The sequence below is a fragment of the Streptomyces megasporus genome, assembly GCF_000718985.1.
GTDB lineage: Bacteria > Actinomycetota > Actinomycetes > Streptomycetales > Streptomycetaceae > Streptomyces > Streptomyces megasporus.
On the sequence record NZ_JODL01000025.1, the window covers coordinates 24,244 to 47,376 of the forward strand.

Below are 23,133 nucleotides of genomic sequence, written 5' to 3' on the forward strand. Positions count from 1 at the left end.
GACATTCGACAATCGTTCCCCGCTCACCGAACGCGCAGACGATAGTGCACAGTGCCCGCCGCGAACAAGGAATCGGCCGGCGGACCGGGTTTCGGACGGCCCTCGAAGGCGCTGCGCGCCAGCCGTCGCGTCGGTCGGCGCCTCAGCCGGCGATCAGGGCGGCGGACGTCGTCGCGGCCCCCGCCACGGCGGCGACGAGCGACGCCTGCACGAGTCGGTGCTTGCGCCACGCGACCCGGGACATGCCGATCAACTGCCGGCTCACGACCGGTGTGGGGTCCCGGAAGCACAACGCCTCGGTCAACCGATCCGGTGTCCAGTGCCGCAGATGGCCGAAGTACACGAAGCCGGTGTGCCAGTGCGTCCTCGACCGCCTGCCGTCGAGCCGGGGCACCACCACGGTCACGGCCATCACGATCGCGGCGCCCAACAGCCCCATGCCGGCCCAGTACAGGAGGGCGGCGGCCCCGCGCCCCGCGCCGAACGGCGCGCCGCGGGCGTCGGAGAGCGCGGCGAACGCGGTCAGGGCGGCCGACTCCAGGGAGAGCGCGAAGGACGCCTTGGCGTCCACCTTTCCCGTCCAGTCCATGAGCACCGCGTGGATCCGCCACGCGGTGTCCGCCGCGCCGTCGAAGGGTTCCGGTGGTCCGTTCACGTCCGCTCCCCGTATCGACACGGTTTCCTCTCCTCATGTTCTCGGGGTGCCGTGGACGGTTCTGCCGCATCTGACGCACTGCGGGCCCCGAATGCCTAGGGTGGTCCGCGACGCGGCGTTCGGGGGAGGTAAGGGTGGGATTCGAGGCTGCCCACGTCCACGGCACGCGCGTTCACTCCGAACCGTCGGGGACGTTCTCACCGGACGAGCTGCGGCTGATCCGCGACGCGGGACGGACACGCGTCTGGAGGCCGGGCGCCGTCCTGTTCCCCGAGGGCGGCCCGCCCGACAGCGTGGTGCTGGTCGAGGAGGGGCTGGTGAAGATCACCGCGGACGCCGACACCGGTTACACCAGTCTCCTGGCGATCCGCGGGCCGGGGGAACTCGTCGGCGAGATGTCCTGCGTCGACGGCCGCGCGCGCTCCGCCACGGCGACCGCCATGCGGCCGGTGCGCGGCACCGTGGTCGCCTCGGATCGTTTCCTGACGCTGTTGGAGCGGAACGGCTCGCTCACCCTGACCGTCCTCCGCGGTCTCGCGGCCCGGTTACGGGACGCCGACGGTCTGCGCGCGGACCAGGGGGCGCTCCCGTCCGGCGTCCGGGTCGCGCGCGTCCTGCTCGACCTCGTGCTGCGGCACGGCGCCGAGGTCCCCGGAAGGGCGGGCGAGCGGGTGCTGTCGGTCAGTCAGCGGGAGCTCGCGGGAGCGGCCGGCACCTCCCGCGAATCGGTGGTCCGAACACTGCGCCGACTGCACCGGGAGGGCCTGGTGTCCACCTCGCGGGGGCGCACCGTCGTCCTCGACCCGCGCGCCCTCGCCCGCTGGGCCGGGATCTGAGGGCGTCCCATCCGGCGCCGGGCGTCCACCGGCGCCGTTTCAAGGCCGTCCGTCCCCCCGGATGTGGAGGCCGCCCGCACATCCGTCACCGGAACTGTGGTGTCCCGCCACATGTGCCCTTGACCTGCGGCTTCCTACCGTGTGCCGACACATATCCGTCCCCACCGCACACGAGGAAGTGGCGCACATGGCCTCCGCAGCATCCGCTCCCCCGACGCCCGCCAGCATCAAACGCGTCGTCTCCGCGAGCCTGATCGGCACCACCATCGAGTGGTACGACTTCTTCCTCTACGGCTCGGCAGCCGCGCTCGTCTTCAACAAGCTGTTCTTCCCCGAGTCCGACCCGTTGGTCGGCACCCTGCTGGCCTTCCTGACGTACGCGATCGGCTTCGTCGCCCGGCCGGTCGGCGCCCTGGTCTTCGGTCACTACGGCGACCGGCTCGGCCGTAAGAAGCTGCTGGTCATCAGCCTGCTGATGATGGGTGGAGCGACCTGCGCCATCGGTCTGCTGCCCACGCACACCCAGATCGGTTCCCTGGCCGCCATCCTGCTGACCGTGCTGCGGCTGATCCAGGGCTTCGCGCTCGGCGGCGAGTGGGGCGGCGCGGTGCTGCTGGTGTCGGAGCACGGTGACGCGCGCAGGCGCGGTTACTGGGCCTCCTGGCCGCAGACCGGCGTGCCCGTGGGCCAGTTGCTGGCCACCGCCGTGCTGGCGGTGCTCACGGCGACGCTGTCGTCCTCGGCGTTCGAGTCCTGGGGCTGGCGCATCCCGTTCCTGCTCTCCGGCGTGCTGGTGCTGGTCGGCCTGTGGATCCGCCTGTCGGTCGACGAGTCCCCGGTGTTCAAGGCGGCGCTGGCCAAGGCCGAGGCCCGCAAGGCCCGGGAGAAGGTCGAGGCCATGCCGCTGCTGACCGTGCTGCGGCACCACTGGCGCGACGTGCTGATCGCGATGGGCGCCCGGATGGCGGAGAACATCAGCTACTACGTCATCACCGCCTTCGTCCTGGTCTACGGGCACCAGCACCTGGGGATGGACAAGCAGACCGTGCTCAACGCGGTACTGATCGCCTCCGCCGTCCACTTCGTGACGATCCCGATGTGGGGCGCGCTCTCGGACCGGCTGGGCCGCCGTCCGGTCTACCTGCTGGGCGCCGCCGGGATCGGCCTGTGGATGTTCCCGTTCTTCTGGCTGCTGGACACGGAGAACTTCGGCGCGGTGCTGCTGGCCGTCAGCGTCGGCCTGTTCCTCCACGGCGCGATGTACGGCCCGCAGGCGGCGTTCTTCACCGAGCTGTTCGCGACCCGGGTGCGCTACTCCGGCGCCTCGATCGGCGCGCAGTTCTCCTCGGTCGCGGCGGGCGCCCCGGCTCCGCTGATCGCCACCGCGCTGCTGGCCGACTTCGGGGGCTCGACGCCGATCGCCCTGTACGTGATCGCCTCCGTGCTGCTGACGCTGCTCGCGGTCGGCGTCGCCAAGGAGACCCGGATGCGGGACCTGGAGCGGATCGGAGAAGACGACGAAGACGCCGAGGACGGTGCGGATGCCGGGAAGGGCCCGGACGGCCGAGCCGAGTCCGCACCCGTGAAGTCCGGCTGAGGCACACCGGGCCGCGGCCGGAACACGGCGGGTCGGACGGTCAGCGGGAGACGGCGGCGGACAGCCGGTACAGCTTCAGCGCGAGCTGTACCTCCAGGGCCCTGTCCGGGCACTGCCAGTCGTCGCCCAGCAACCGCCCGACCCGCTCCAGCCGTTGGGCCACGGTGTTGACGTGAACGTGGAGGACGTCCTTGGTGCGGGCCGGGCTGCATCCGCTGGCGAAGTACGCCTCCAGGGTGCCCACCAGGTCCGTGCCCCGGCGGGCGTCGTAGTCCAGGATCGGGCCGAGCGTACGGCGGACGAAGCCGTCGACGTCCCGGCTGTCGGCGAGCAGCAGTCCCAGGAAGCCCAGGTCGTCGGCCGCCGCGCCCTCCCCCACCCGGCCCAACAGCAGCAGGGTCTCCAGGCAGCGGCGGGCCTCGACGCAGGCGCCGGTGACGGCGCCGGGGTCGGCCGCGGGCGCGGGCACGGCCGGGGAGGCTCCGACCGTGACGGGCGTGTGGACGGCCGAGCCGAGCTGGGAGGCGACCTGCCGGGCGGTGTCCCCGGCGCTCTCCCCGGGGCGCAGCGGCATCAGCAGGACGATCCCGCCGTCCCGGGCGGCGGCCAGGCCGTGTCGGGTGGCGGCCAGGTGGGAGGCGGCCGACCACAGCCGCTGCCGGTCGGTGGTCTCCCTCTCCTCCCGTCGCCCGGTGTGCTCGCCGACCTGCCGGGCGACGAGGACGACGTGGGGCGAGTCGAGGTCGGCGCCCAGCCGGGCGGCGCGCTCGCGCAGCAGCCGGGGGTCGCGGTCGGCGGCGTCCAGCAGGTCGTCCAGGAGCTCGCCGCGCACCCGCTGCTCGGCCTCGCCCGCCGAGCGACGGGCGAGCAGCAACAGGGAGGTGACCATGGCGGCGCGTTCCAGGGTGCGTTGGTCCATCGGGTCGAGTTCCCGCTGGCCGCGCAGCACCAGCGCGCCCAGCAACTCGCCGCCCGCGGAGACCGCGGCCACCCACGCGTCGCCGTCGCGCACGGCGTGACCGTCGCGCCGGGAGCGGTCGACGGCCGGCACGGGCGCCTTCCACTCCTCGACGAACTCCACGTCGCCGTCGATGACCTCGGAGACCGCGGCGGCCACGTCGTCGACTCCTCCGCCGCGCAGGACCAGTTCGGTGAGCCGGTCGTGCACTTCGGAGGAGCGTTCTATGGCGGCGCTGCGGTCGCGGATGATCGCGTTGGCGGCCTCCAGCTCGACCATCGCCTCGTGGGTCTCGGCGAGCAGCCGGGCGGTGTCGATGGCGACGGCGGCGTGGGCGGCGAAGGAGGCCAGCAGCGCGACCTGTTCGCGGTCGAAGACGCGGGGGCGGCGGTCGGCGGCGAACAGCACGCCGATCACCTCGCGGCCCAGCATCAGCGGCACCCCGAGGATCGCGACCAGGCCCTCCTCGCCGACACCGGTGTCGATGTTGCGGGTGTGCAGGAAGCGCTCGTCCCGCATGTAGTCGTCGGTGACGTAGGGGCGGGCGGTCTGGGCGACCAGGCCGCCCAGCCCCTCGCCCATGCCCAGGCGGAGCTGTTGGAAGCTCGCAGAGACCGACCCCTCGGTGACCCTCATGTAGGTGTCCCCGCGCTCGGGGTCGTGGATGGTCATGTAGGCCACCTCGGCCCCGAGCAGGGAGCGGGCGCGTTGGACGATGGCCCGCAGCACGCCGTCCAGGTCCCGCACCCCGGCCAGGTCGTGCGCCGTGGCGAACAGCGCGGTCAGCTCGGCCTCGCGCCGGCGGCGCCCCTCCAGCTCGGACCGCACCCGCAGGGCGAGGAGTCGGGCGCGGTCCGCCGTGGCGGAGCCGCGCAGCTCGGGGTGTTCGTACTCCTCGGCGGGCGCGCCGCGGGCGAGGAGTTCGAGGAACGCGAGGGGAGCCGCCCCGCTGTCGTGCTCGGTGTCGTGCTCGGGCATAGGCACAAGGGATACCTGCTGGTCGTACGGGTGCGCCAGGGAGGTGCACCGGGCGTGCGCGTCGAGTGCGCCGAGCGTGCGCCGGATCGATGCGTCCGGATGCCGGCGCGTTCGGAGGACGGACGCGGGGTCAGTGTGCCGTCCAGCCGCCGTCCATCACGAACGAGGCACCGGTGATGAAGGAGGCCTGCGGGCTGCACAGGTAGGCGACGGCCTCGGCGACCTCCTCCGGCTCGATCAGCCGCTTGACGGCGGCGTCGGCGAGCATGATCTCGGAGACCACGCGGTCGGCGGAGATGTCGTGCGCGGCGGCCTGGTCGGCGATCTGCTTCTCCACCAGGGGGGTGCGGACGTAGGCGGGGTTGACGCAGTTGGAGGTGACGCCGTGCGCGGCGCCCTCCAGGGCGGCGACCTTGGACAGTCCTTCCAGTCCGTGTTTGGCGCTGACATAGGCGGACTTGTACGCGGAGGCGCGCAGTCCGTGGACCGAGGAGATGTTGACGATCCGCCCCCAGCCCTGTCCGTACATGTGGGGCAGGGCGCCGCGCACCATGCGGAAGGGCGCCTCCAGCATCACCGTCAGCACGGTGTGGAAGACGTCCGGCGGGAACTCCTCGATGGGACGGACCAGTTGCAGCCCGGCGTTGTTGACCAGCACATCGGTGCCGGCGGCGGCCTGCTCGGCGGCGTCGAGGTCGGTGAGGTCGAGGTGGACCGTCTCCAGGGTGCCGGGCAGTTCGGCCGCCCGGCCGGCCAGCTTCCGCAGGCCGTCGGCGTCCCGGTCCACGGCGCGGACCTTGGCGCCGGCGGCGGCGAGCCGCAGGGCGCAGGCCCGGCCGATGCCGCCGGCGGCACCGGTGACGAGGGCGGTGCGACCGCCGAGGTCGAGTGGCGTGGCCGGGGCGCCGGGGCCCGGAAGGGCGACGGTGTCGGCGTCGGTGGGAGCGTGCACGGTGCGGGGGGTCAGCGGCGCGGTCATGACCAGCACATTAAGCAGCGGTCGCCTCCTCACCGATGTGTCATCCACCCATACTTCCGCCCCTCTCGATGTTCTCGAACCACGTGGGCTCCTCGCTCCCCGCGCGTTTGATGCGCGTCAGCGCGAACTCCTCCAGCGGCGGCAGCGCGTCCGGCTCGAACCAGGCCACCTCCAGCGACTCGTCGTCGTTGACCCGTGGCCGCCCGCCGACCGCCCGGCAGCGGAAGGAGACGTCCATGAACTGGCACACGTCCCCGTTGGGGTACCGCACCGGGGCCAGCGTCTGCACCAGCACCAGTCGTTCGGGGACGGCGTGGACGGCGGTCTCCTCGTACACCTCGCGGACCACGGCCTCGGCGGGCTGCTCACCCGGCTCCGGGATGCCGCCGATGATCGACCAGCGGCCGGTGTCGGCCCGTCTGCCGAGGAGGATGCGTCCCTCGTCGTCGAAGACGACCGCGCTGACCCCGGGCAGGAAGAGCAGTTGTCGCCCCACGCTCGCGCGCAGCTCACGGATGAAGTCGGGAGTCGCCATGCGGCGAGCCTACGCGCCTCGCGCGGCTCCCGCGGTGACCGCCCGGATGCCCCGACCTCCCCGTACGGCGGCCGTCGCCGCGCACACGCCCGGGAGGGAGCGGAGAGACCGGAAGAGAGCGGTCAGCCTGCTCGGACCGCGCCGCCCGCGAGCAGCAGCCGGCCCTCGGCGTAGGCGCGCACGGCGGCGGTCGGCTCGGCCGGACGGCCGCCGAGCAGGACGGTGAGGCCGCCGGTGGGAGTCGCCCCGGGGTCCGGTTCCGCACCGATCCGGCGCAGCGCCTGACCGGCCACCGCCGTGGCCGAGCCGTACAGGTCGAGGGCCGGTGCGCCCGAGGGGCGGACGGCGGCGCGGATGCGCTCGGCGACCAGTTCGTAGTGGGTGCAGCCGAGCACGACGGCCCGTACGTCCGGCGGGGTGAGCGCGGCGGCGGCGGCCACGGCGGCGGCGACGGCCGTCTCCTCCCCGCTCTCCACCGCGTCGGCCAGGCCGTGGCAGGGCACCTCGACGATCACCGCCCCGTTGCCGTACTCCGCGATCAGGCGGCGTTGGTAGGGGCTGCCGGTGGTGGCGGGGGTGGCCCAGACCGCGACGGGGCCGCCCGCCGCCGCGGCGGGCTTGATCGCGGGCACGGTGCCGATGACCGGCAGGTCGGGTTCCAACTCGGCGCGGAGCGCGGACAGGGCGTGTACGGAGGCGGTGTTGCAGGCGACGATCAGCGCGTCCGGCTCCGACTCGACGGCCGCCCGCGCACAGGCCAGGGCGCGGGCGGCGATGTCGTCGGCCGTCCTCGGACCCCAGGGCATGCCGTCGGGATCACTGGACAGGACGAGGTCGGCGTCGGGTCTCGCGCGCCGTACCGCGGCGGCGGCGGCCAGCAGCCCGATCCCGGAGTCCACGAGTGCGATCTTCACGGAGACCAGCGTACGGGTACGGACCGAGGCCGGCCGGGCGAGCCTCCCGTCGGGCGCTCGCCGGGATGGACGCCCGGTGCCCGTCCGATGCCTGTCCGGTGTCGGGGTCCTCGACGGACGCGGCGGGTCGGCCGGTCATTTGCGGCCGGGCGTCCACTGCATGCCCCAGCCGTACACCTGGTCCACCGTCCGCTGCGGGCTCACCCCCCGTTCGGGGACCAGGTAGCGCGCCTCGCGCTGGACGACGAGGTCGCCGCCGTTGTTGGTGATCAGCGCCAGGGCGCAGACGGTGGAGGGGACGGTGCACTCGTCGAGGGAGAAGTCGATGGGAGCGCCGTGCTGCGGAGTGAGCGTCACCGTGGCGTGGAGACCCGCGAAGCTGCGGGCGCCCTCGTAGATGGTGACGAAGATCAGAACGCGCCGGAACTCCTCCTTGTGGTCCAGGTTGACCGTGAGGTTCTCGCCGGTGGTGACGGCGCCGGTGCGGTCGTCGCCGTCGAGGTGGATGTACGGCGGTCGGCGCAGCGCGCCGAAGGCGTTGCCGAGCGCCTGGACGACGCCCTTGCGGCCGTCGGCGAGCTCGTAGAGGGCGCACAGGTCCAGGTCGAGGTCGGAGTGCGCGGCCCGGCCGAACATCCCTCCCCAGCCCTTGGACCGTTCGCGCACCTGCCAGTTGAGGTTGACCCGCAGCGCTCCGGAGGTGCCGCCCTGCTTGGCGAGGGAGACCCTGGGCGCCTCCTTGGTCAACGTGACCTTGGTCAGTCGCACGGGCTGCACGGGCTGTGCGGGAGCGGGAGGCGCGGCGGGAACGGGAGGCGCGGGAGCGGGGGGAGCGGCAGGAGCGGGGGCCGGTTCGTCGACCGTGATGCCGAAGTCGCCGGCGAGACCGGCCAGTCCGCTGTCGTAGCCCTGGCCGACGGCCCGGAACTTCCAGGCGCCCTGCCGGCGGTACAGCTCGCCGAGCACGAAGGCCGTCTCGACGGTGGCGTCCCGGCTGTCGAACCGGGCGAGTTCGGCTCCGCCGCCCGCGTCGAGCACCCGTACGTACAGTCCCGGCACCCGTCCGAAGGGGCCGCCGTCCGCGGAGGCGGCGACGACCACCGTCTCCACGGCGGGCTCCACCCGCTCCAGGTCCACCGCGAGGGTGTCGGTCGCGGTGCCGCCGGCGGAGCGCTTCCCCTCGTGGCGCACGGCGTCGGAGACGTGCCGGGGCTGGTTGTAGAAGACGAAGTCGTCGTCCGAGCGGACTCTGCCGGAGACCAGCAGCAGCGCCGAGGCGTCCACGTCCGGGACTCCCGGCCCGGCGTCCCATCCCACCTCGACCCGGATCGCGCGCGCCGGGACCGGAACGTTGGCGCCTTTGAGCATGGTCATGTCCTCCCCCTCCGATGGCCGGGCCGCCGCACGCTCGTCACGCTCGGCGAGGCCGCCTCCCGTTCCCTCGGGAGACACTCCGTGGAACACTACGGGAACCGGACTTTCCCGTGTCTTTACCAGACAGCATGGGCGTTTTCTTCACTTTTGGCCACAGCAGTGGTTCATGGCCACGGAAACCCCGCGGAATGACCTTCTTATCGCTCTCCCCAACCAGCACATCGTGGGCTTAACTTATGAGTATGACGTCCCCCCGCAGCACCTATGGCGGTGGCTACTACTCCACGCCGTCTTTCGCTGACACCCCGATCTACGACAGCCTGGTCGCCGAGCGGGGTAGACCTCAGATCGCGCCCATTCGCGTTCCGGCGTCTCCCTACGAGTCCTCGGAACACCTGCCCGCCCTCCCGGCCGCGCTGCCCGCGCTGCCGTCCGGGCCCTCCTCCCATCCGTCGCCGCAGGCCCCCCAGCCGGGGTACGGCTACCCGCACCCGGGTTACCAGCCCGCGCCCGTCCAGCAGCCCGCGCCGCTGCAGCAGACGCCCGCGCCCTACATCCCGCAGCAGGCCACCGCGCCGCGGAGCGGCTACGGTTACCCGAACCCGCAGCAGCCGCAGATACGCCCGGTCGCCCCGCGGCCGACGCCTCCGCGGCAGATGCCCGCACCGGCCCAGGCCCCGCACCCCGGCTCGTACGAGGAGCCGTACGGCCACCCCTACCAGGGACGCGGTTACTGATCGGCCGACCGTCCGACCCGGGTGGCAGGATGGGCGCATGACCACGCCCAGGCTGGCCGCGCTCAACCTCTACCCGGTGAAGTCGTTCGCGGGTGTCGGGACGACCCGTGCCGTCGTCGAGCCATGGGGACTGTCGGGGGATCGTCGCTGGATGGTGACCGATCCCGACGGCGCACAGCTCACCCAGCGCGAGCATCCGCGCATGGCGCGGGCCGCCGCCGAGCAACTGCCCGGCGGCGGCCTGCGGTTGTCCGCTCCCGGCATGCGGCCGCTCACCGTCGAGGTGCCGGACCCGGCCTCGGGCCCGACGGTGGTCGAGGTGTGGCGCACCGCGGTGGAGGCGGTCCCGGCCGCGGCCGAGGCCGGCGCCTGGCTGGCGGAGTACCTGGGCGTCGAGGCACGGCTGGTCCACCTCGACGCCCCGGAGCGCCGGCGTCCGATCGCCTCCGAGTACGGCCGGCCCGGCGAGACGGTGAGCTTCGCCGACGGTTTCCCCGTGCTGCTCACCACGGTGTCGTCGCTGGACGCCCTCAACCTGCTGATAGAGCAGGGCGACCACCCGGACGAGGGGCCGCTCCCGATGGACCGCTTCCGGCCCAACGTGGTGGTCGGGGGCACTCCGCCCTGGGCCGAGGACGGTTGGCGCCGGATCCGGATCGGCGAGGTGTCCTTCCGGGTCGCCAAGCCCTGCGGCCGCTGTGTGGTGACCACCACCGACCAGACCACGGGCGAGCGGGGCAAGGAACCGCTGCGCACCCTGGCCCGACACCGCCGCTTCGGCGATCGGCTGATCTTCGGTCAGCTCCTGGTCCCGGAGGGCACCGGCACCCTGAACACGGGCGACGTCTTCGAGGTCCTGGAGTGAGCCGGCCGCCCCGGCGCGGGCGGCGGCACCGCGTGAGGCGGTACGGCGGAGCGGGGTGGGACCCCGCACGCTCGGCGTCTCGCCGCCGGTGACCGCTCGCCCTGCTCGCCGTCAAGCAGGCCGCGCGGCCCCGCCGTACCGCCCCTGCCCTCCGGGATGGGAGCGCCGCTCCACGCCCCGCTCCCGGGTGTCGCGCACTCCCCGGAGAGACGGCCCTTCCGACCGTCGACGACCGGGCGGCGGTTCACCCGCACGTTAGGCGGTGGGACGTTGCGGACGGGTTGCGTCCCCTCCGGCCGGCTGCCGGGGAACGCCCGCGGCGATCCCGTAGGCGCCGCGCAAGGTCCGTGCCCGGGCGGCGGGCACCGCCCGCGCGGCGGGGGGCAGCGCGTCGGCCAGCGCCTCCCAGGCCTGGAGGTCGTCCTCGCCCCAGGGGGTGCGCACCCAGCCGTCCAGCAGCACCGGGTCGCGGCGGGCGAGCAGGGCCTGCCTCAACCGGTCCTCCAACAGCCTCCGCAGCCGTACGACGCCGGGGGCCTCCGACATCGGCAGCAGCGGGCCCCGGTAGGCGGCCAGCGCGGTGGGCAGGTCGCCGCTGTCCAGGGCGTCGGCGACCGTGCCGTGGTCGGTGCGCACCGGGGCGGCCAGACGGTACGGGCGGGAGGCGGGCCGCGGGCCCGGCAGGGCCCGCAGCCGCGACAGCTCCGCGCGCAGGGTGACGGGACTGATGTCACGGTCGCCGTACAGCTCCAGGGCGAGCCGGTCGCCGGAGAGCCCGTCGGGGTGGGCGGCGAGCAGCAGCAGGATCTCGCTGTGCCGCCGGCTCAGCCGCACCGGCGCTCCCCCACCGGTGCGGAGCAGGGCCTCGTCCCGGCCCAGGACCTCCAGGAAGGGGGTCGCGTCGGCGGCCGGGCCGAGGGAGGCGAGATGGGCCTCGGCCGCGCGGGCGGCGGCCCGGACGAGCGCGAGGCTGTACGGGGAGGCGAGGTCGTCGCCGCCGGTGATGTCCACGACCCCCAGCAGACGGCGGGTGCGCGGGTCGTGGACGGGGGCCGCGGCGCACGTCCAGGGTTGGACGGGACGGCAGTAGTGCTCGGCGGCGAAGATCTGCACGGCGTGGTCGACGGCGAGGGCGGTCCCGGGGGCGTTGGTGCCGACGCACGCCTCGGTCCAGCGGGCGCCGGGGACGAAGTTCATCGCCTCGGCACGCCGCCTCACCCGCGCGTGGCCCTCGACCCACAGCATCCGGCCGTGTTCGTCGCAGACCGACAACAGATGGGCGCCGTCCTCGACGATGGCGCCCAGCAGATCCCGGAACAGCGGCATGACCCGGGCCAGGGGATGCGTCCGGCGGTGCTCGGCGAGTTCGTCCTCGTCGAGTTCGACGGGGGCCACGCCGTCCGGCTCGACCGAGGCCCCGGCCGAGCGCCGCCAGGAGTCGGCTATCACCTTCCGGACGGGCGCGCCGATCGCCCCCTCGGTCAGGAACGCCTCGTGGGCGCGGCGCACGGCGCCGATCCGTTCGGCCGGGTCCGCGCCCGTCTCCAGTGCCAGCCATGGATTGAGCACGGCAGCCATCGTCCTGCCCCGGGCGGTGCCACGGCAACGGGGTGAGGGGCGCGGAGCATCACGCGGGGGCGCACGACCCCGCGCGCGGCTCTCCGAGACCGCCGAGCGGGCGACGGACGGGCAGTGACCGAGACGGCGGATGAGACGGCGGATGAGGCGGGGGGCGAAACGGCGGGCACGGAGTGGCCGAGGGGCGCGGGTGTGGCGCTCCGCGCCGAGGGGACACGGGTCAGGGGCACCGCCCGAGCCACGGGACGCGCGGAGCCCCGAGGAACGTCGATCCGAGCCACGGCTGGAGGTCTCCATGGAGACACGTCCCCCGCTCACCGACCGCGAGTGCGCCGACCTGGACGCGCACTGGCGCGCGCTGAACTACCTGGCCGCGGGCCAGCTCTACCTCCGCGACAACCCGTTGCTGCGCGAGGAGTTGCGCCCCGAGCACATCAAGCCGCGCCTGCTGGGCCACTGGGGCACCTGCCCCGGCCTGGGCCTGGTCTACACCCACCTGAACCGGGTGATCGGCACGCGCGACCTGAACGCGCTGTGCGTCTGGGGGCCGGGCCACGGCGCCCCCGCGGTCCTGGCGGGGAGCTGGCTGGAGGGCACCTTCGGTGAGCTGTGGCCGGACATGGGGCGGGACGAGGCCGGGATGGCGCGGCTGTTCGGCGCGTTCTCCTTCCCCGGCGGGCTCCCCAGTCACACGGCTCCGGTGGTGCCCGGTTCCATCCAGGAGGGCGGTGAGCTGGGCTACTCCCTGGCGCACGCCTACGGGGCCGCCTTCGACAACCCGGACCTGCTGGTGGTCTGCGTCATCGGCGACGGCGAGGCGGAGACGGGACCGCTGGCCGCCTCCTGGCACTCCGACAAGTTCCTCGACCCGGTGCGGGACGGAGCGGTCCTCCCCGTCCTCCACCTCAACGGCTACAAGATCGCCAACCCGACCGTGCTCTCCCGCATCCCCGAGGAGGAACTGGACGCGCTGCTGCGCGGTTACGGGCACGAGCCGCTGTACGTGACGGCCGAGCCCGACACCCCCGCGCACCACGCGCACCGCGCCATGGCCGCCGCCCTGGACGAGGCGCTGGAGAGGATCGCCGCGATCCGGCGCGCGGCCCGCGAGGAGGGCGTCGCCGAACGGCCGCGGTGGCCCGCGATCGTGCTGCGCACGCCCAAGGGCTGGACCGGCCCGCACGACGTGGACGGCGACCCGGTGGAGGGCACCTGGCGCTCCCATCAGATCCCGCTCGCCGAGGTGCGCGAGAACCCCGAGCACCTGCGCGCGCTGGAGCGGTGGCTGCGCTCGTACCGCCCCGAGGAACTCTTCGACGCCTCCGGCCGCCCCCGCCCCGAGGTGCTGGCCTGCGTACCGGTCGGGGAGCGGCGGTTGGGGGCCAATCCGCACGCCAACGGCGGACGGCTGCGGCGCTCCCTGCCCCTGCCCGACCCGGCGTCCTTCGCGGTGCCGGTGGAGGGGCCGGGCGCGTCCTCCCACGAGCCGACGCGGGTGCTGGGCGGGATGCTGCGCCGTCTCCTCCGGGACACCGAGGAGCGGCGCGACTTCCGCGTGATGGCCCCCGACGAGGTCGAGTCCAACCGTCTGGGCGAGGTGTTCGAGGCCACTTCCCGCGCCTGGCAGGGCACCACCCTGGACACGGACCGGAACCTGGGCCCGCACGGCCGGGTGATGGAGGTGCTCTCCGAGCACCTGTGCCAGGGCTGGCTGGAGGGTTACACGCTCACCGGGCGGCACGGGCTGTTCACCTCCTACGAGGGGTTCGCCACCATCGTCGCGAGCATGGCCACCCAGCACGCCAAATGGCTGCAGAGCGCCCGCGAGGTGCCCTGGCGGGCCCCGGTCCCCGGCCTCAACCACCTGCTCACCTCGCACGCGTGGCGCCAGGACCACAACGGCTTCTCCCACCAGGACCCCGGTTTCGTCGACCACATCCTCAACAAGAGCCCGGACGTGGTCCGCGTCTACTTCCCGCCGGACGCCAACACCCTGCTGTACACCGTCGACCACGTGCTGCGGACGACGGACGTGGTGAACGTGGTCGTGGCGGGCAAGCAGCCCTGTTTCGACTGGCTGGGCCCCAAGGAGGCCCGTGCCCACTGCGCACGCGGCATCGGCATCTGGGAGTGGGCCGGGACCGAGCGGCCGGGCGAGGAGCCGGACGTGGTGCTGGCCTGCGCCGGGGACGTGCCCACCCTGGAGGTGCTGGCCGCGGCCTCCCTGCTGCGCGACCGCCTGCCCGAGTTGGCCGTGCGCGTGGTGAACGTCGTGGACATCGCGCGGCTGCTCCCCCGGTCCCGGCATCCGCACGGGCTGCCGGAGGCGGAGTTCGACGCGGTCTTCACCCGCGACCGGCCGGTGATCTTCGCCTACCACGGCTATCCGTGGCTGATCCACCGGCTGACCTACCGGCACACCGGCCACGAGCGGCTCCACGTGCGCGGCTACCGGGAGAGCGGGGCCACCACCACCCCGTTCGACATGGTCCTCCGCAACGACATGGACCGCTACCGGCTGGCCATGGACGTCGTCGACCGGGTGCCGGGCCTGGCGGTCCGGGCGGCGGGCCTGCGGCAGGAACTGCAGGACGTGCGCAACCGGCACCACGACCGGATCCGCGAGCACGGCACCGACCTGCCCGAGGTCGCCGAGTGGAGTTGGCCGGGCTGACGGCCCGGCGGTCCGGGCACGCGGACGGCGCGGGCCGCCGCCGTCCGAACCCCCGTCCCGACGGGGGAGGTCGGACGGCGCGCCCGACCGTCCGGGCCCCTTTCCGGGTCCTTTCCCGGGCCGCTCTCCGGACCGCACCGTGACCCTTCGGTGACTGGGCGGGGCCCCGGCGCCCCGATAGGCTTGATCCACGAAGAGAACGCGATACTTCCGGGCACCGAGGCAACCCCGGAGCCACGATGTCGCTCTCTCTTCCTGTCCACCCGTATCTCACCGGACGACCACGGGCGGGTGGGGAACGACAGGGAGAACAAGGGGGTGAGCGATCGTGCGATCGATCGCCGGGCTGTGGCGTTGGCGGAGGAACCCGCTGTGCCGGGGTACCGACCGGATCGAGGGATGGCTGACACTGGGCGCCGTCCTGCTGATCACCCTGGCCACGCCCACCGCCGCGCTGTGCGGCGGGCGGGCGGCGCACCAGGCTCTCCTGGAGACCGTGCGCGACCAACACCGCCAACGGCAGCAGGTGTGGGCGACGGTGGCCGAGACGGCCCCGCCGGCCGACTCCGACCCCGAGCACGGGTCCGGGTACCGGGTGGCCGCCACGTGGACGGCGGTCGACGGTCGCACCCACTCGGGCACGGTCACCACCGACCGCGCGGCCGAGCCCGGGGACCGGCTGCGCGTGTGGACCGACGCCCGCGGCGAGCTCACCTCGCGTCCCATGGACGCCGCCACCGCCGCCACGCACTCCGTCCTGGCCGGCATCGGGACCGCGGGCGTCGCGGCCGGGCTGGTGGAGGCCGTACGGCGGCTGGCGGTACGGCGGTTGATGTCCCGGCGGTACGCGCGCTGGGAGGAGGAATGGGCCAGGGTGGGCCCCGACTGGGGGCGTGCCGACCGGGCGAACTGACGCGAATCCGGCCGGAGTCCGCCCGTACCGGCCCGTGCGGGTGGACCGGTCATCCCCTCGCTCCGGCACGCGCTACGGTGGTGCACCTGTACGCGGCAACGCGATCGACGTTCGCACGAGGTTTGGGGCAAGGCGGTCCATGGCACAGGGCTCGGTCCAGGTGACGCACACCGGAACGTCGCGGTGGCGGCGCCGCACGGGAGATTACGCGACTCTCTCGGACGCCCTCCAGGCCGCGGGCGACGGCGACGTCCTGACGGTGGCTCCCGGCACCTACCGCGAGAACCTGGTGATCGACCGCGCCGTCACCCTGCGCGGCCCCGAGCGCGCGGAGAGCGGCTCGGTGCGGATCGCCCCGGCCGACGGCGTGGCGCTGACCGTGCGCTCCGCGGCGGTCGTGCGGGACCTCCAGATCGAGGGGCAGGACGCGACGGCTCCCGCGCTGTTGGTCGAGGACTGCACGGCCGAACTGTCCGGCCTGCGGGTGGTGACGCGCTCGGCGGCGGGCATCGAGGTGCGGGCCGGGGCCCGGCCGACCCTGCGCCGCTGCACCGTGGACAATCCGGCCGGCGTCGGCATCAGCGTCAGCGGCGGCGCGGGCGGACTGTTCGAGGAGTGCGAGGTGGTCGCGGCCGGACAGGCCGGGGTCGCGGTGCACGACGGCGCCCACCCCCGGCTGGAGCGCTGCCGCGTCCACCACGCCTCGGGCGCGGGGCTGTCGCTGGCCGGGGAGGGCAGCGCGGCGGAGGCCGTGGGCTGCGAGGTGTACGAGATCAGGGGCGCCGGGGTGCAGATCGCCTCCCGCGCCTCGGGGCACCTCGTCGACTGCCGGGTGCACCGCACCACCGCCGACGGCGTCACCCTCGACACCGACGCGGTGCTCACCCTCGCCGACTGCGAGATCCACGACATCCCGGAGAACGCGGTCGACCTGCGGTCGCGCTCGGTGCTGACGCTGACCCGCACCACGGTGCGCCGCTTCGGCCGCAACGGCCTGTCCGTGTGGGACCCGGGCACCCGGGTGGACGCCAACGGATGCGAGATCCGGGAGAGCACGGGCCACTACCCGGCGGTGTGGGTGAGCGACGGCGCCTCCGCGGTGCTGGAGTCCTGTCGGGTGCAGGACGTGCCGGACGCGCTGTTCGTCCTGGACCGCGGCTCGCGCGCGGACGTCCTCGACAGCGATCTGGCGCAGGTCCGCAACACGGCGGTGTCGGTGAGCGACGGCGGGACGGTGCAGCTCGACGACTGCCGGGTCCGGGAGGCCGGCACCGGCGCCTGGTTCCGCGACCACGGCAGCGGCGGCACCCTGGCCAACTGCGCGATCGACGCGACGGGCACCGGCGTGATCGTCACCAAGGGCGCCGATCCGACCGTCGAGCGCTGCACCGTCACCGGCCCCGTGGAGGCGGGGGTCTACGTCTCCGCCGAGGGCCGCGGCACCTTCGTCGACTGCCGGGTGACCGGCTCCCAGGGCTACGGCTTCCACGTGATCGACGGCTGCCGCGCGACGCTGCGCCGCTGCCGCACCGAGCGGTGCGCGCGCGGGGGGTACGAGTTCGCCGACGGGGGTTCCGCCCAGGGCGCGGGCCCGATCGTCGAGGACTGCACCGGCGACCAGAGCGCCGCTCCGCCGGAGCCCGCGCCGGAACCGGCGCGGGGGCCGGCCGTCCAGGCCGTCGGCCTGCTCGGCGGCATACCCCAGCAGCCGGCCGCACCGGCGTCCGTCGCCACCCCGGTCGCGGCCTCCCCCTCGGCCGGCGAGGAGGCCCCGAAGGCCGCGCGTCCGGCGAAGGAGGTGCTGGGCGAACTCGACGCGCTGGTGGGTCTGGAGAGCGTCAAGCGGGAGGTGCGGGCCCTCATCGACATGATCGAGGTGGGTCGCAGGCGTCAGGAGGCCGGGCTCAAGGCCGCCTCGGTGCGCAGGCACCTGGTGTTCACCGGCTCCCCCGGCACCGGCAAGACCACCGTCGCCCGTCTCTACGGGGAGATCCTCCACTCGCTCGAGGTGCTGGAGCGCGGCCATCTGGTGGAGGTCTCCCGCGTGGACCTGGTCGGCGAGCACATCGGCTCGACGGCGATCCGCACCCAGGAGGCGTTCGACCGGGCGCGCGGCGGTGTGCTGTTCATCGACGAGGCGTACGCCCTCTCCCCCGAGGACTCCGGGCGGGACTTCGGGCGGGAGGCGATCGACACCCTGGTGAAGCTGATGGAGGACCACCGGGACGAGGTGGTCGTCATCGTCGCGGGCTACACCGCGGAGATGCGACGCTTCCTGGAGGTCAATCCCGGTGTGGCCTCGCGCTTCTCACGGACCATCACCTTCGGCGACTACGCGCCCGACGAGCTGCTGCGGATCGTCGAGCAGCAGGCCGAGGAGCACGAGTACCGGCTCGCCGAGGGGACGGCCGAGGCGCTGCTGAAGTACTTCACGGAGCTTCCCAAGGGCCCGACGTTCGGCAACGGCCGCACCGCGCGGCAGACCTTCGAGGCCATGGTCGAGCGGCACGCGGGCCGGGTCGCCCAGTTGGACGCCCCGGACACCGACGACCTGACCCTGCTGCTCCCCGAGGACCTGCCGGCGCTTCCGGGCCTCTGACCGACTCGGACGGACCGGACGTCCTCGTCCGGTCCGTCCGGTCCGTCCGGGTCAGCCGGCCTCGACGGGCCGCTCCGGCTCCCCGGCCGCGTCGGGGCGGCCCGGTGGCGTGCCCGACGCCGAGGACGCCCCGCCCGCCGCGGCCAACCTGTCCAGCAGCGCCGCGCGCTCGGCGGCGAAGGCGGGGTCGGCCTGGTAGTCGCCGTGCCCGAGGATCGGCGCGGGCAGCGGGTGTTCGGGGGTGCGGCCGTACTCCAGCGGGTCCTTCAGCGGCTCGCGGTCCACGGGCTCGTCGTCCTCGATCATCACCGGGCCGCCGATCGGGTCGGTGAGCCGCCACAGGTTCCGCCAGCAGTCCACCTCCCGGCGCAGCGCGTTCAGCGGTCCGGGGCCGAAACAGGCCGGGAACCAGCGCCCGTAGAGCCGCTCCAACGGGGACCCGTAGGTCAGCAGCGCGACCCGCCCGCGGGTGGCCGGGTCGAGCTGCCAGACCGCGGCGGCGGCCAGCACGCTGCCCTGGGAGTGCCCGGAGATCACCAGCCGGCCGCCGGTGCGCTCGGTCCAGGTGCACATCCGCCAGGTCAGGTCCGGCACGGCGCGCTCGGCGTAGCAGGGCGGGGCGAAGGGGTGGGCGGCGCGTGGCCAGAAGGTGCCCACGTCCCACAGGATGCCGATGGTGCGGCGGGCGGCGGCGTCGCGGTAGGCGCGGCGGCCCAGCGCCACGAGGAGCACCACCATCGCGCCCATCAGCCAGGAGCCCAGCGCCTGGACCGCCTCGGCGAGCCCGGGCAGCGGCCCCGGCCAGGTGCCGGCGGCCGGTCCGGGCGGCTCGTCGGTGAGCGTGGCCCCGAGCAGGGCGCCGGCGCCCAGCAGCAGTGTGGTGACGGCGACGGCGGCGACCAGGGTGGGCGCGGAGTCGGTCAGCCGCGCCAGGGCGACGGCTCGGGCGATCTGCTTGCTGCGGGAGGCCAGTTCGCGGGGTTCGCCGTGGTAGGAGTCGACGATGCCCGGGGTGAGCCGCCGCCGCTCCCGCCACACGTGCGCCGCGGCGACCAGCGCGAAGACGATCACGACCAGCAGCAGGACGGGGCTCACCGACGCCTGCCAGCTCAGCAGCACCGGCGGCCCGGCGACGGCGCCGCCGGGCACGCCCGGTGTGCCGCTCTTGTCCAGCCAGTCCGCCATCCGTTGGGCCGCTCCCCCGGTGAGCACCCCGCCGAGCGCGCACGCCAGCAGCGCCACCGCGGCCCCGCCCAGGCCGCCCATGGCGCACCGCCCCTCGCACGCGCCGGGTGGTGCGGCCCGGTGGAGGACGTACGCGGTCACGGCGAGCGCCGCCACCAGCGCGCCCTGGAGGAGGGTGAGCCAGGCGAACGCGCCGGTGCCGGGCAGTCGGCCGGAGGAGGCCCACTCCGGGCGGGACCAGGCGGTGTGCACGGCGACCAGCGCGAGGACGGCCAGCGCGGCGCCCGGCAGCACCTTCGAGGCCCAGCGGTCGATCCGCTCGTCCGGTTCCGACTCGGTGCGTCCCTTGCGGACCGCGACCGTCACGACCGCCGCCCAGCCCGCCGCGACGGCGGCCGTCAGCGCCCAGCCGGCGAGGGCCAGGGTCGAGTCGCCGTCGGGCCGGTGGTCGTGGCGGGCGGTGGCGGTCAGCAGCACGCAGGCCACCGTCAACAGTCCCGCGGCGGTGTGGGCGGCCCGCAGCCGGGACACCAGGCGGCGGCCGTACCAGAAGCCGGGCAGGGACAGCGCGGGCCGCTCGCCCCCGGGCAGGGGTTGGGCCGGGCCCGGGGGACGCGGCGGCGGCGAGGCGGACTCGTAGGCGCTCCAGGTCCGGTGTGACAGCCACCACAGCAGGGTGGTGAGCAGGACGGGCAGCGCGGCGGCCAGGACCAGCCGGCGTCCGGGCGACGACCACCCGCCCTCGGTGAGCGGTCCGAGCCAGGACTTGTCGCTCGCGCAGCGCTCGGAGGCCGCGCACTGCCAGGCCACCAGGTCGAGGGCGATCTCGCAGGCGGCGGCGGTGAGCAGCACGGTCAGGGAGAGCGCCACCAGGCGGACCAACACGTCGTAGACCCGCTGGGCGAGGTGTCGGGCGGGAGCGGCGGGCCGCATCCAGTGGGCGAGGTTGGCGACCATGAACGGCAGCAGGAGCAGCCACAGGGCACGGGCGCTGTTGCCGGAGGTGAGGTTGGACCAGCAGTACGCCTCGGGAATCGGCCGGGCCGGCTCCGCCGCCGGGCCGCCGCGGGGCTCCCCGGGACGGTTCTCGGCCTCGGCGTCCTCGGTGCGGCGGTGGATGCCCGCGGTGTCGTCGCCGGTGATCCGCACCGTGCGCGGATCGCCGAGCATCTCCTGGGGCGTGGTGCCGCCGACCCCGTGCACGAGGAGTTCCAGTGCCGGTTCCCGGTGCGTTCGCTGCGCCGGGACCGGCCGGTTCTCGGACATGGTGCGCTCCCCCGATCCGCGTGTGTCCCCGTGGGTGTGCGATGTGTGCGGTGCGCACGGCGTGCGCGGTGTGCGCGGGGTGTGGTCGCCGTGTCACCGTGTGGTCGCGTGTCCAGAATGGCGGTCCGCACCGCCCCCGCGCACCCCGACAAGCGCATGAACACGTCACAATCGTGCCGCGGGCGGTGTCCGGGGCCCGTGGAAGGATGGGAAGCCGAACAGGTGCCCGTATGCCGCTCGCACGGCGGCCGGCGGACGAGAGGGGACGGACCTCCAGGTGAGCGACAACCACAACCTCCTGGCGGAGCAGCGGCGCGCGCTCATCCTGGAGGAGGTCAGACGCCGCGGCGGAGTGCGGGTCAACGAGTTGACCCGCAGGTTGAACGTCTCGGACATGACGGTCCGTCGTGACCTGGACGCGCTCGCGCGGCAGGGTGTGCTGGAGAAGGTGCACGGCGGCGCGGTGCCGGTGTCGGGGGCGAGCACGCACGAACCGGGCTTCGAGGCGAAGTCGGCACTGGAGTCGGGCGCCAAGGAGGACATCGCGCGGGCGGCGGCGCCGCTGGTGGCCCCGGGCAGCGCGATCGCGCTCTCCGGCGGGACGACGACGTACGCGCTGGCCCAGCGTCTGCTGGACGTCCCCGAGCTGACGGTGGTGACCAACTCGCTGCGGGTGGCGGACGTCTTCCACGCCGCGCAGCGCGTGGACGGCGGCCGGCCGGGGGCGGCGACCGTGGTGCTCACCGGAGGGGTGCGCACCCCGTCGGACTCCCTGGTGGGGCCCGTGGCGGACGCGGCGATCGCCTCGCTCCACTTCGACACGCTGTTCCTGGGCGTGCACGGCATATCCGTGGACGCCGGGCTGTCCACCCCCAACCTGGCCGAGGCCGAGACCAACCGCCGGCTGGTGCGCTCGGCTCGGCGGGTCGTGGTGGTCGCCGACCACACCAAGTGGGGGACGGTGGGCCTGAGCACGTTCGCCTCGCTGGAGGAGGTGGACATCCTGGTGACCGACGACGGGATGCCGGAGACGGTCCGCGCCGAGATCCGCGAGTACCTGCCGGAGTTGGTCGTCGCGGGCGGGGAGGCGGACGGCGGGGAGGACCGGCGGGAAGGAGCGGGGCGCCGGTCGTAGAGCCGGCGCGCGCGACGCTTCCGCGCGCTCTGGCGCACCGGGGAGGACGCGTGCAGACTGCATGACGGGGCACCCGGTGGGGTGGCGCCGACAGCGGTCCGGCGTGACGGCGGGCCGACGGTGACAGGTGGGAGGCGGTGCACTGTGGCGGAGCCCGAGTTCAGTGCCACCGGAGTACGCATAGCGCGGTGGCTGCGTTCGCTCACCCGGGCCGGGCAGGTCGTCGTCCGCGACGGCCGCCTGGTGCTGCTGACCAGTTACGGACGTGAGATCGACAGCGCACCGGTGGAGCAGGTCCGGGTCAGCGGACCGTGGTACGCCGCGCGGGACTTCGCGCTGGCGACCGTCAACGGCAACCGTTACGCCCTGCGCCTGAAGGTGCAGGTGCGCGACGGCCTGATGGCCGCGCTGGCCAGGGCCCGTGCCCGCGAATCCGATGCCGGGGCCGAACGGCGTACGGCTTCCCACTGATTCCTTGCCCGACACTCTTGAGGCGCCCTCGGGTGTGGTGCACCATTGACACGCCCAGCTTGCACCCTTTTGTTACCTGAATCACGCTGATGTCCGTGTCGTAGCGGCCGTCATCAGCACGCTTGACGCGCTCTCCGTCGCCCGGACCCTCAACCGTCATCAGGGAGCCGCAGCCGTGATCAGCCACCCCAACACGTCCGGTCGACAGCGGACGGTGGAGTTCCAGATTCTGCCCTCACGGACCGGTCAGGTCCGCAGAATCGTCTCAGCTCTGCTGCGCTACTGGGAGCTGGACGCCCTCGTCGAACCGGCCGCCGTCGGTGTCACCGAACTGATGGCCAACGCCCACCGCCACGTGGGATCGGACAGGCCCTGCGCGGTGGAGATCGTCCTGCGCCCCGACAGGCTGACGTTCTCCGTGCGCGACCAGGGCCCCGCTCCCGTGAGGCCGCTCGACACCGGCGGGCGCGGACCGGCCGCGACGGTCCCGGTCGGCGACGACCGGGGCGCGCCCACCCGGCACGACGGCACCGGCAAGGTGGTCTGGTTCGCCCTGCCGGTGCCCGCTTCGGACTCGTCGACGAAAGCACCGGACGGGGCCGCGGACGGAGTCACGGACGGGCTTCCGAGCCGGGAGCCGCTGCCGGCCCCGGAGCCGCTGCCCGCGCCGGAGCCCTCGCCGGGGTCGGAGCCGCCGCACCGTGCCCCCGCCCCGGCCGTCCCGGCCGCGCCCGCCTCCGCGCAGGCACCCGCGGAAGCCGTCGCTCCGCGGTCCTGACGCCTCGCTGCCCGCCGGCCCCTCGGGATCGGCGGGCACCCCGCGTGGGACCGTGCCTCCCTCTTCCGCGTCTCTTTCGGCACTGGCGGCACGGACCGCGCAGGCG

Annotated in this window: 18 protein-coding genes; 10 read left to right on the forward strand and 8 right to left on the reverse strand. The window is 74.2% G+C overall.

The genetic code is table 11. From position 1 onward, the window contains the following. Positions 1-142: 142 nt before the first annotated feature. Positions 143-655, reverse strand: a complete 513-nt coding sequence (locus tag IF47_RS0120360) for a Pycsar system effector family protein (RefSeq protein WP_211257235.1) — start codon at positions 653-655, stop codon at positions 143-145. A 134-nt stretch (positions 656-789) separates the two neighbouring features. Here IF47_RS0120360 and IF47_RS0120365 point away from each other — a divergent pair, with 134 nt between their 5' ends. Beyond that, positions 790-1,491: a Crp/Fnr family transcriptional regulator gene (locus IF47_RS0120365; protein WP_211257236.1), complete on the forward strand. Its 702-nt coding sequence runs from the start codon at positions 790-792 to the stop codon at positions 1,489-1,491. 187 nt (positions 1,492-1,678) lie between these two features. After that, on the forward strand, positions 1,679-3,088 hold the full coding sequence (locus IF47_RS0120370; protein ID WP_037733008.1) for an MFS transporter: 1,410 nt from the start codon (positions 1,679-1,681) through the stop codon (positions 3,086-3,088). A 40-nt stretch (positions 3,089-3,128) separates the two neighbouring features. Here the strand turns inward: IF47_RS0120370 and IF47_RS0120375 are convergent, their stop codons facing one another. From IF47_RS0120375 to IF47_RS0120395, 5 genes are all read right to left on the reverse strand, one after another. Further along, the gene (locus tag IF47_RS0120375; RefSeq protein WP_037733009.1) at positions 3,129-5,024 is read right to left on the reverse strand and encodes a helix-turn-helix domain-containing protein; all 1,896 of its coding nucleotides are present in this window, start codon (positions 5,022-5,024) and stop codon (positions 3,129-3,131) included. Positions 5,025-5,154: 130 nt separating this feature from the next. Continuing rightward, positions 5,155-6,003, reverse strand: coding sequence for a 3-hydroxybutyrate dehydrogenase (locus IF47_RS0120380; protein ID WP_051717957.1), 849 nt, complete (start codon positions 6,001-6,003; stop codon positions 5,155-5,157). Between the two features lie 40 nt (positions 6,004-6,043). Next, entirely contained in the window at positions 6,044-6,538 is a 495-nt protein-coding gene (locus IF47_RS0120385; protein WP_031510323.1) for an NUDIX hydrolase, read from the reverse strand. A gap of 122 nt (positions 6,539-6,660) precedes the next feature. Further along, entirely contained in the window at positions 6,661-7,452 is a 792-nt protein-coding gene (locus tag IF47_RS0120390) for a glutamate racemase (RefSeq protein ID WP_031510324.1), read from the reverse strand. A gap of 135 nt (positions 7,453-7,587) precedes the next feature. After that, positions 7,588-8,820: a TerD family protein gene (locus IF47_RS0120395; RefSeq protein ID WP_037733019.1), complete on the reverse strand. Its 1,233-nt coding sequence runs from the start codon at positions 8,818-8,820 to the stop codon at positions 7,588-7,590. Between the two features lie 248 nt (positions 8,821-9,068). Here IF47_RS0120395 and IF47_RS0120400 point away from each other — a divergent pair, with 248 nt between their 5' ends. After that, entirely contained in the window at positions 9,069-9,563 is a 495-nt protein-coding gene (locus IF47_RS0120400; protein WP_031510326.1) for a DUF6643 family protein, read from the forward strand. A gap of 37 nt (positions 9,564-9,600) precedes the next feature. Then, a complete protein-coding gene (locus IF47_RS0120405; RefSeq protein ID WP_031510327.1) occupies positions 9,601-10,428 on the forward strand; it encodes an MOSC domain-containing protein in 828 nt (275 codons plus the stop codon). A gap of 255 nt (positions 10,429-10,683) precedes the next feature. On the opposite strand, the gene IF47_RS0120410 is transcribed toward IF47_RS0120405, so the two are convergent. Continuing rightward, complete coding sequence (locus IF47_RS0120410; RefSeq protein WP_106982616.1) at positions 10,684-11,997, reverse strand: helix-turn-helix domain-containing protein; 1,314 nt, start codon at positions 11,995-11,997, stop codon at positions 10,684-10,686. A 304-nt stretch (positions 11,998-12,301) separates the two neighbouring features. Here IF47_RS0120410 and IF47_RS0120415 point away from each other — a divergent pair, with 304 nt between their 5' ends. From IF47_RS0120415 to IF47_RS0120425, 3 genes are all read left to right on the forward strand, one after another. Next, the gene (locus IF47_RS0120415; protein WP_031510329.1) at positions 12,302-14,680 is read left to right on the forward strand and encodes a phosphoketolase family protein; all 2,379 of its coding nucleotides are present in this window, start codon (positions 12,302-12,304) and stop codon (positions 14,678-14,680) included. Positions 14,681-15,008: 328 nt separating this feature from the next. Further along, positions 15,009-15,593 carry an Rv1733c family protein gene (locus tag IF47_RS0120420; protein ID WP_031510330.1) on the forward strand — a complete coding sequence of 195 codons (585 nt, stop codon included), beginning with the start codon at positions 15,009-15,011 and terminating at the stop codon, positions 15,591-15,593. Between the two features lie 139 nt (positions 15,594-15,732). Next, entirely contained in the window at positions 15,733-18,192 is a 2,460-nt protein-coding gene (locus IF47_RS0120425; RefSeq protein WP_031510331.1) for a right-handed parallel beta-helix repeat-containing protein, read from the forward strand. 51 nt (positions 18,193-18,243) lie between these two features. Here the strand turns inward: IF47_RS0120425 and IF47_RS0120430 are convergent, their stop codons facing one another. Continuing rightward, on the reverse strand, positions 18,244-20,643 hold the full coding sequence (locus IF47_RS0120430; protein ID WP_051717947.1) for a hypothetical protein: 2,400 nt from the start codon (positions 20,641-20,643) through the stop codon (positions 18,244-18,246). Positions 20,644-20,920: 277 nt separating this feature from the next. On the opposite strand from IF47_RS0120430, the gene IF47_RS0120435 reads away from it, so the two are divergent. From IF47_RS0120435 to IF47_RS30310, 3 genes are all read left to right on the forward strand, one after another. Beyond that, positions 20,921-21,778, forward strand: a complete 858-nt coding sequence (locus IF47_RS0120435; protein WP_031510333.1) for a DeoR/GlpR family DNA-binding transcription regulator — start codon at positions 20,921-20,923, stop codon at positions 21,776-21,778. Between the two features lie 144 nt (positions 21,779-21,922). Next, positions 21,923-22,249, forward strand: a complete 327-nt coding sequence (locus IF47_RS0120440) for a hypothetical protein (protein ID WP_031510334.1) — start codon at positions 21,923-21,925, stop codon at positions 22,247-22,249. A gap of 175 nt (positions 22,250-22,424) precedes the next feature. Then, complete coding sequence (locus IF47_RS30310; RefSeq protein ID WP_051717949.1) at positions 22,425-23,027, forward strand: ATP-binding protein; 603 nt, start codon at positions 22,425-22,427, stop codon at positions 23,025-23,027. The last annotated feature ends 106 nt before the right edge of the window (positions 23,028-23,133 follow it).

Bases quoted from the DNA above. Each gene is read 5' to 3' on its own strand.
- IF47_RS0120385 (WP_031510323.1), bottom strand. From the start codon at position 6,538: ATGGCGACTCCCGACTTCATCCGTGAGCTGCGCGCGAGCGTGGGGCGA.
- IF47_RS0120375 (WP_037733009.1), bottom strand. From the start codon at position 5,024: ATGCCCGAGCACGACACCGAGCACGACAGCGGGGCGGCTCCCCTCGCG.
- IF47_RS0120370 (WP_037733008.1), top strand. From the start codon at position 1,679: ATGGCCTCCGCAGCATCCGCTCCCCCGACGCCCGCCAGCATCAAACGC.
- IF47_RS0120405 (WP_031510327.1), top strand. From the start codon at position 9,601: ATGACCACGCCCAGGCTGGCCGCGCTCAACCTCTACCCGGTGAAGTCG.
- IF47_RS0120380 (WP_051717957.1), bottom strand. From the start codon at position 6,003: ATGACCGCGCCGCTGACCCCCCGCACCGTGCACGCTCCCACCGACGCC.
- IF47_RS0120425 (WP_031510331.1), top strand. From the start codon at position 15,733: ATGGCACAGGGCTCGGTCCAGGTGACGCACACCGGAACGTCGCGGTGG.
- IF47_RS0120400 (WP_031510326.1), top strand. From the start codon at position 9,069: ATGACGTCCCCCCGCAGCACCTATGGCGGTGGCTACTACTCCACGCCG.
- IF47_RS0120415 (WP_031510329.1), top strand. From the start codon at position 12,302: ATGGAGACACGTCCCCCGCTCACCGACCGCGAGTGCGCCGACCTGGAC.
- IF47_RS0120430 (WP_051717947.1), bottom strand. From the start codon at position 20,643: ATGTCCGAGAACCGGCCGGTCCCGGCGCAGCGAACGCACCGGGAACCG.
- IF47_RS0120395 (WP_037733019.1), bottom strand. From the start codon at position 8,820: ATGCTCAAAGGCGCCAACGTTCCGGTCCCGGCGCGCGCGATCCGGGTC.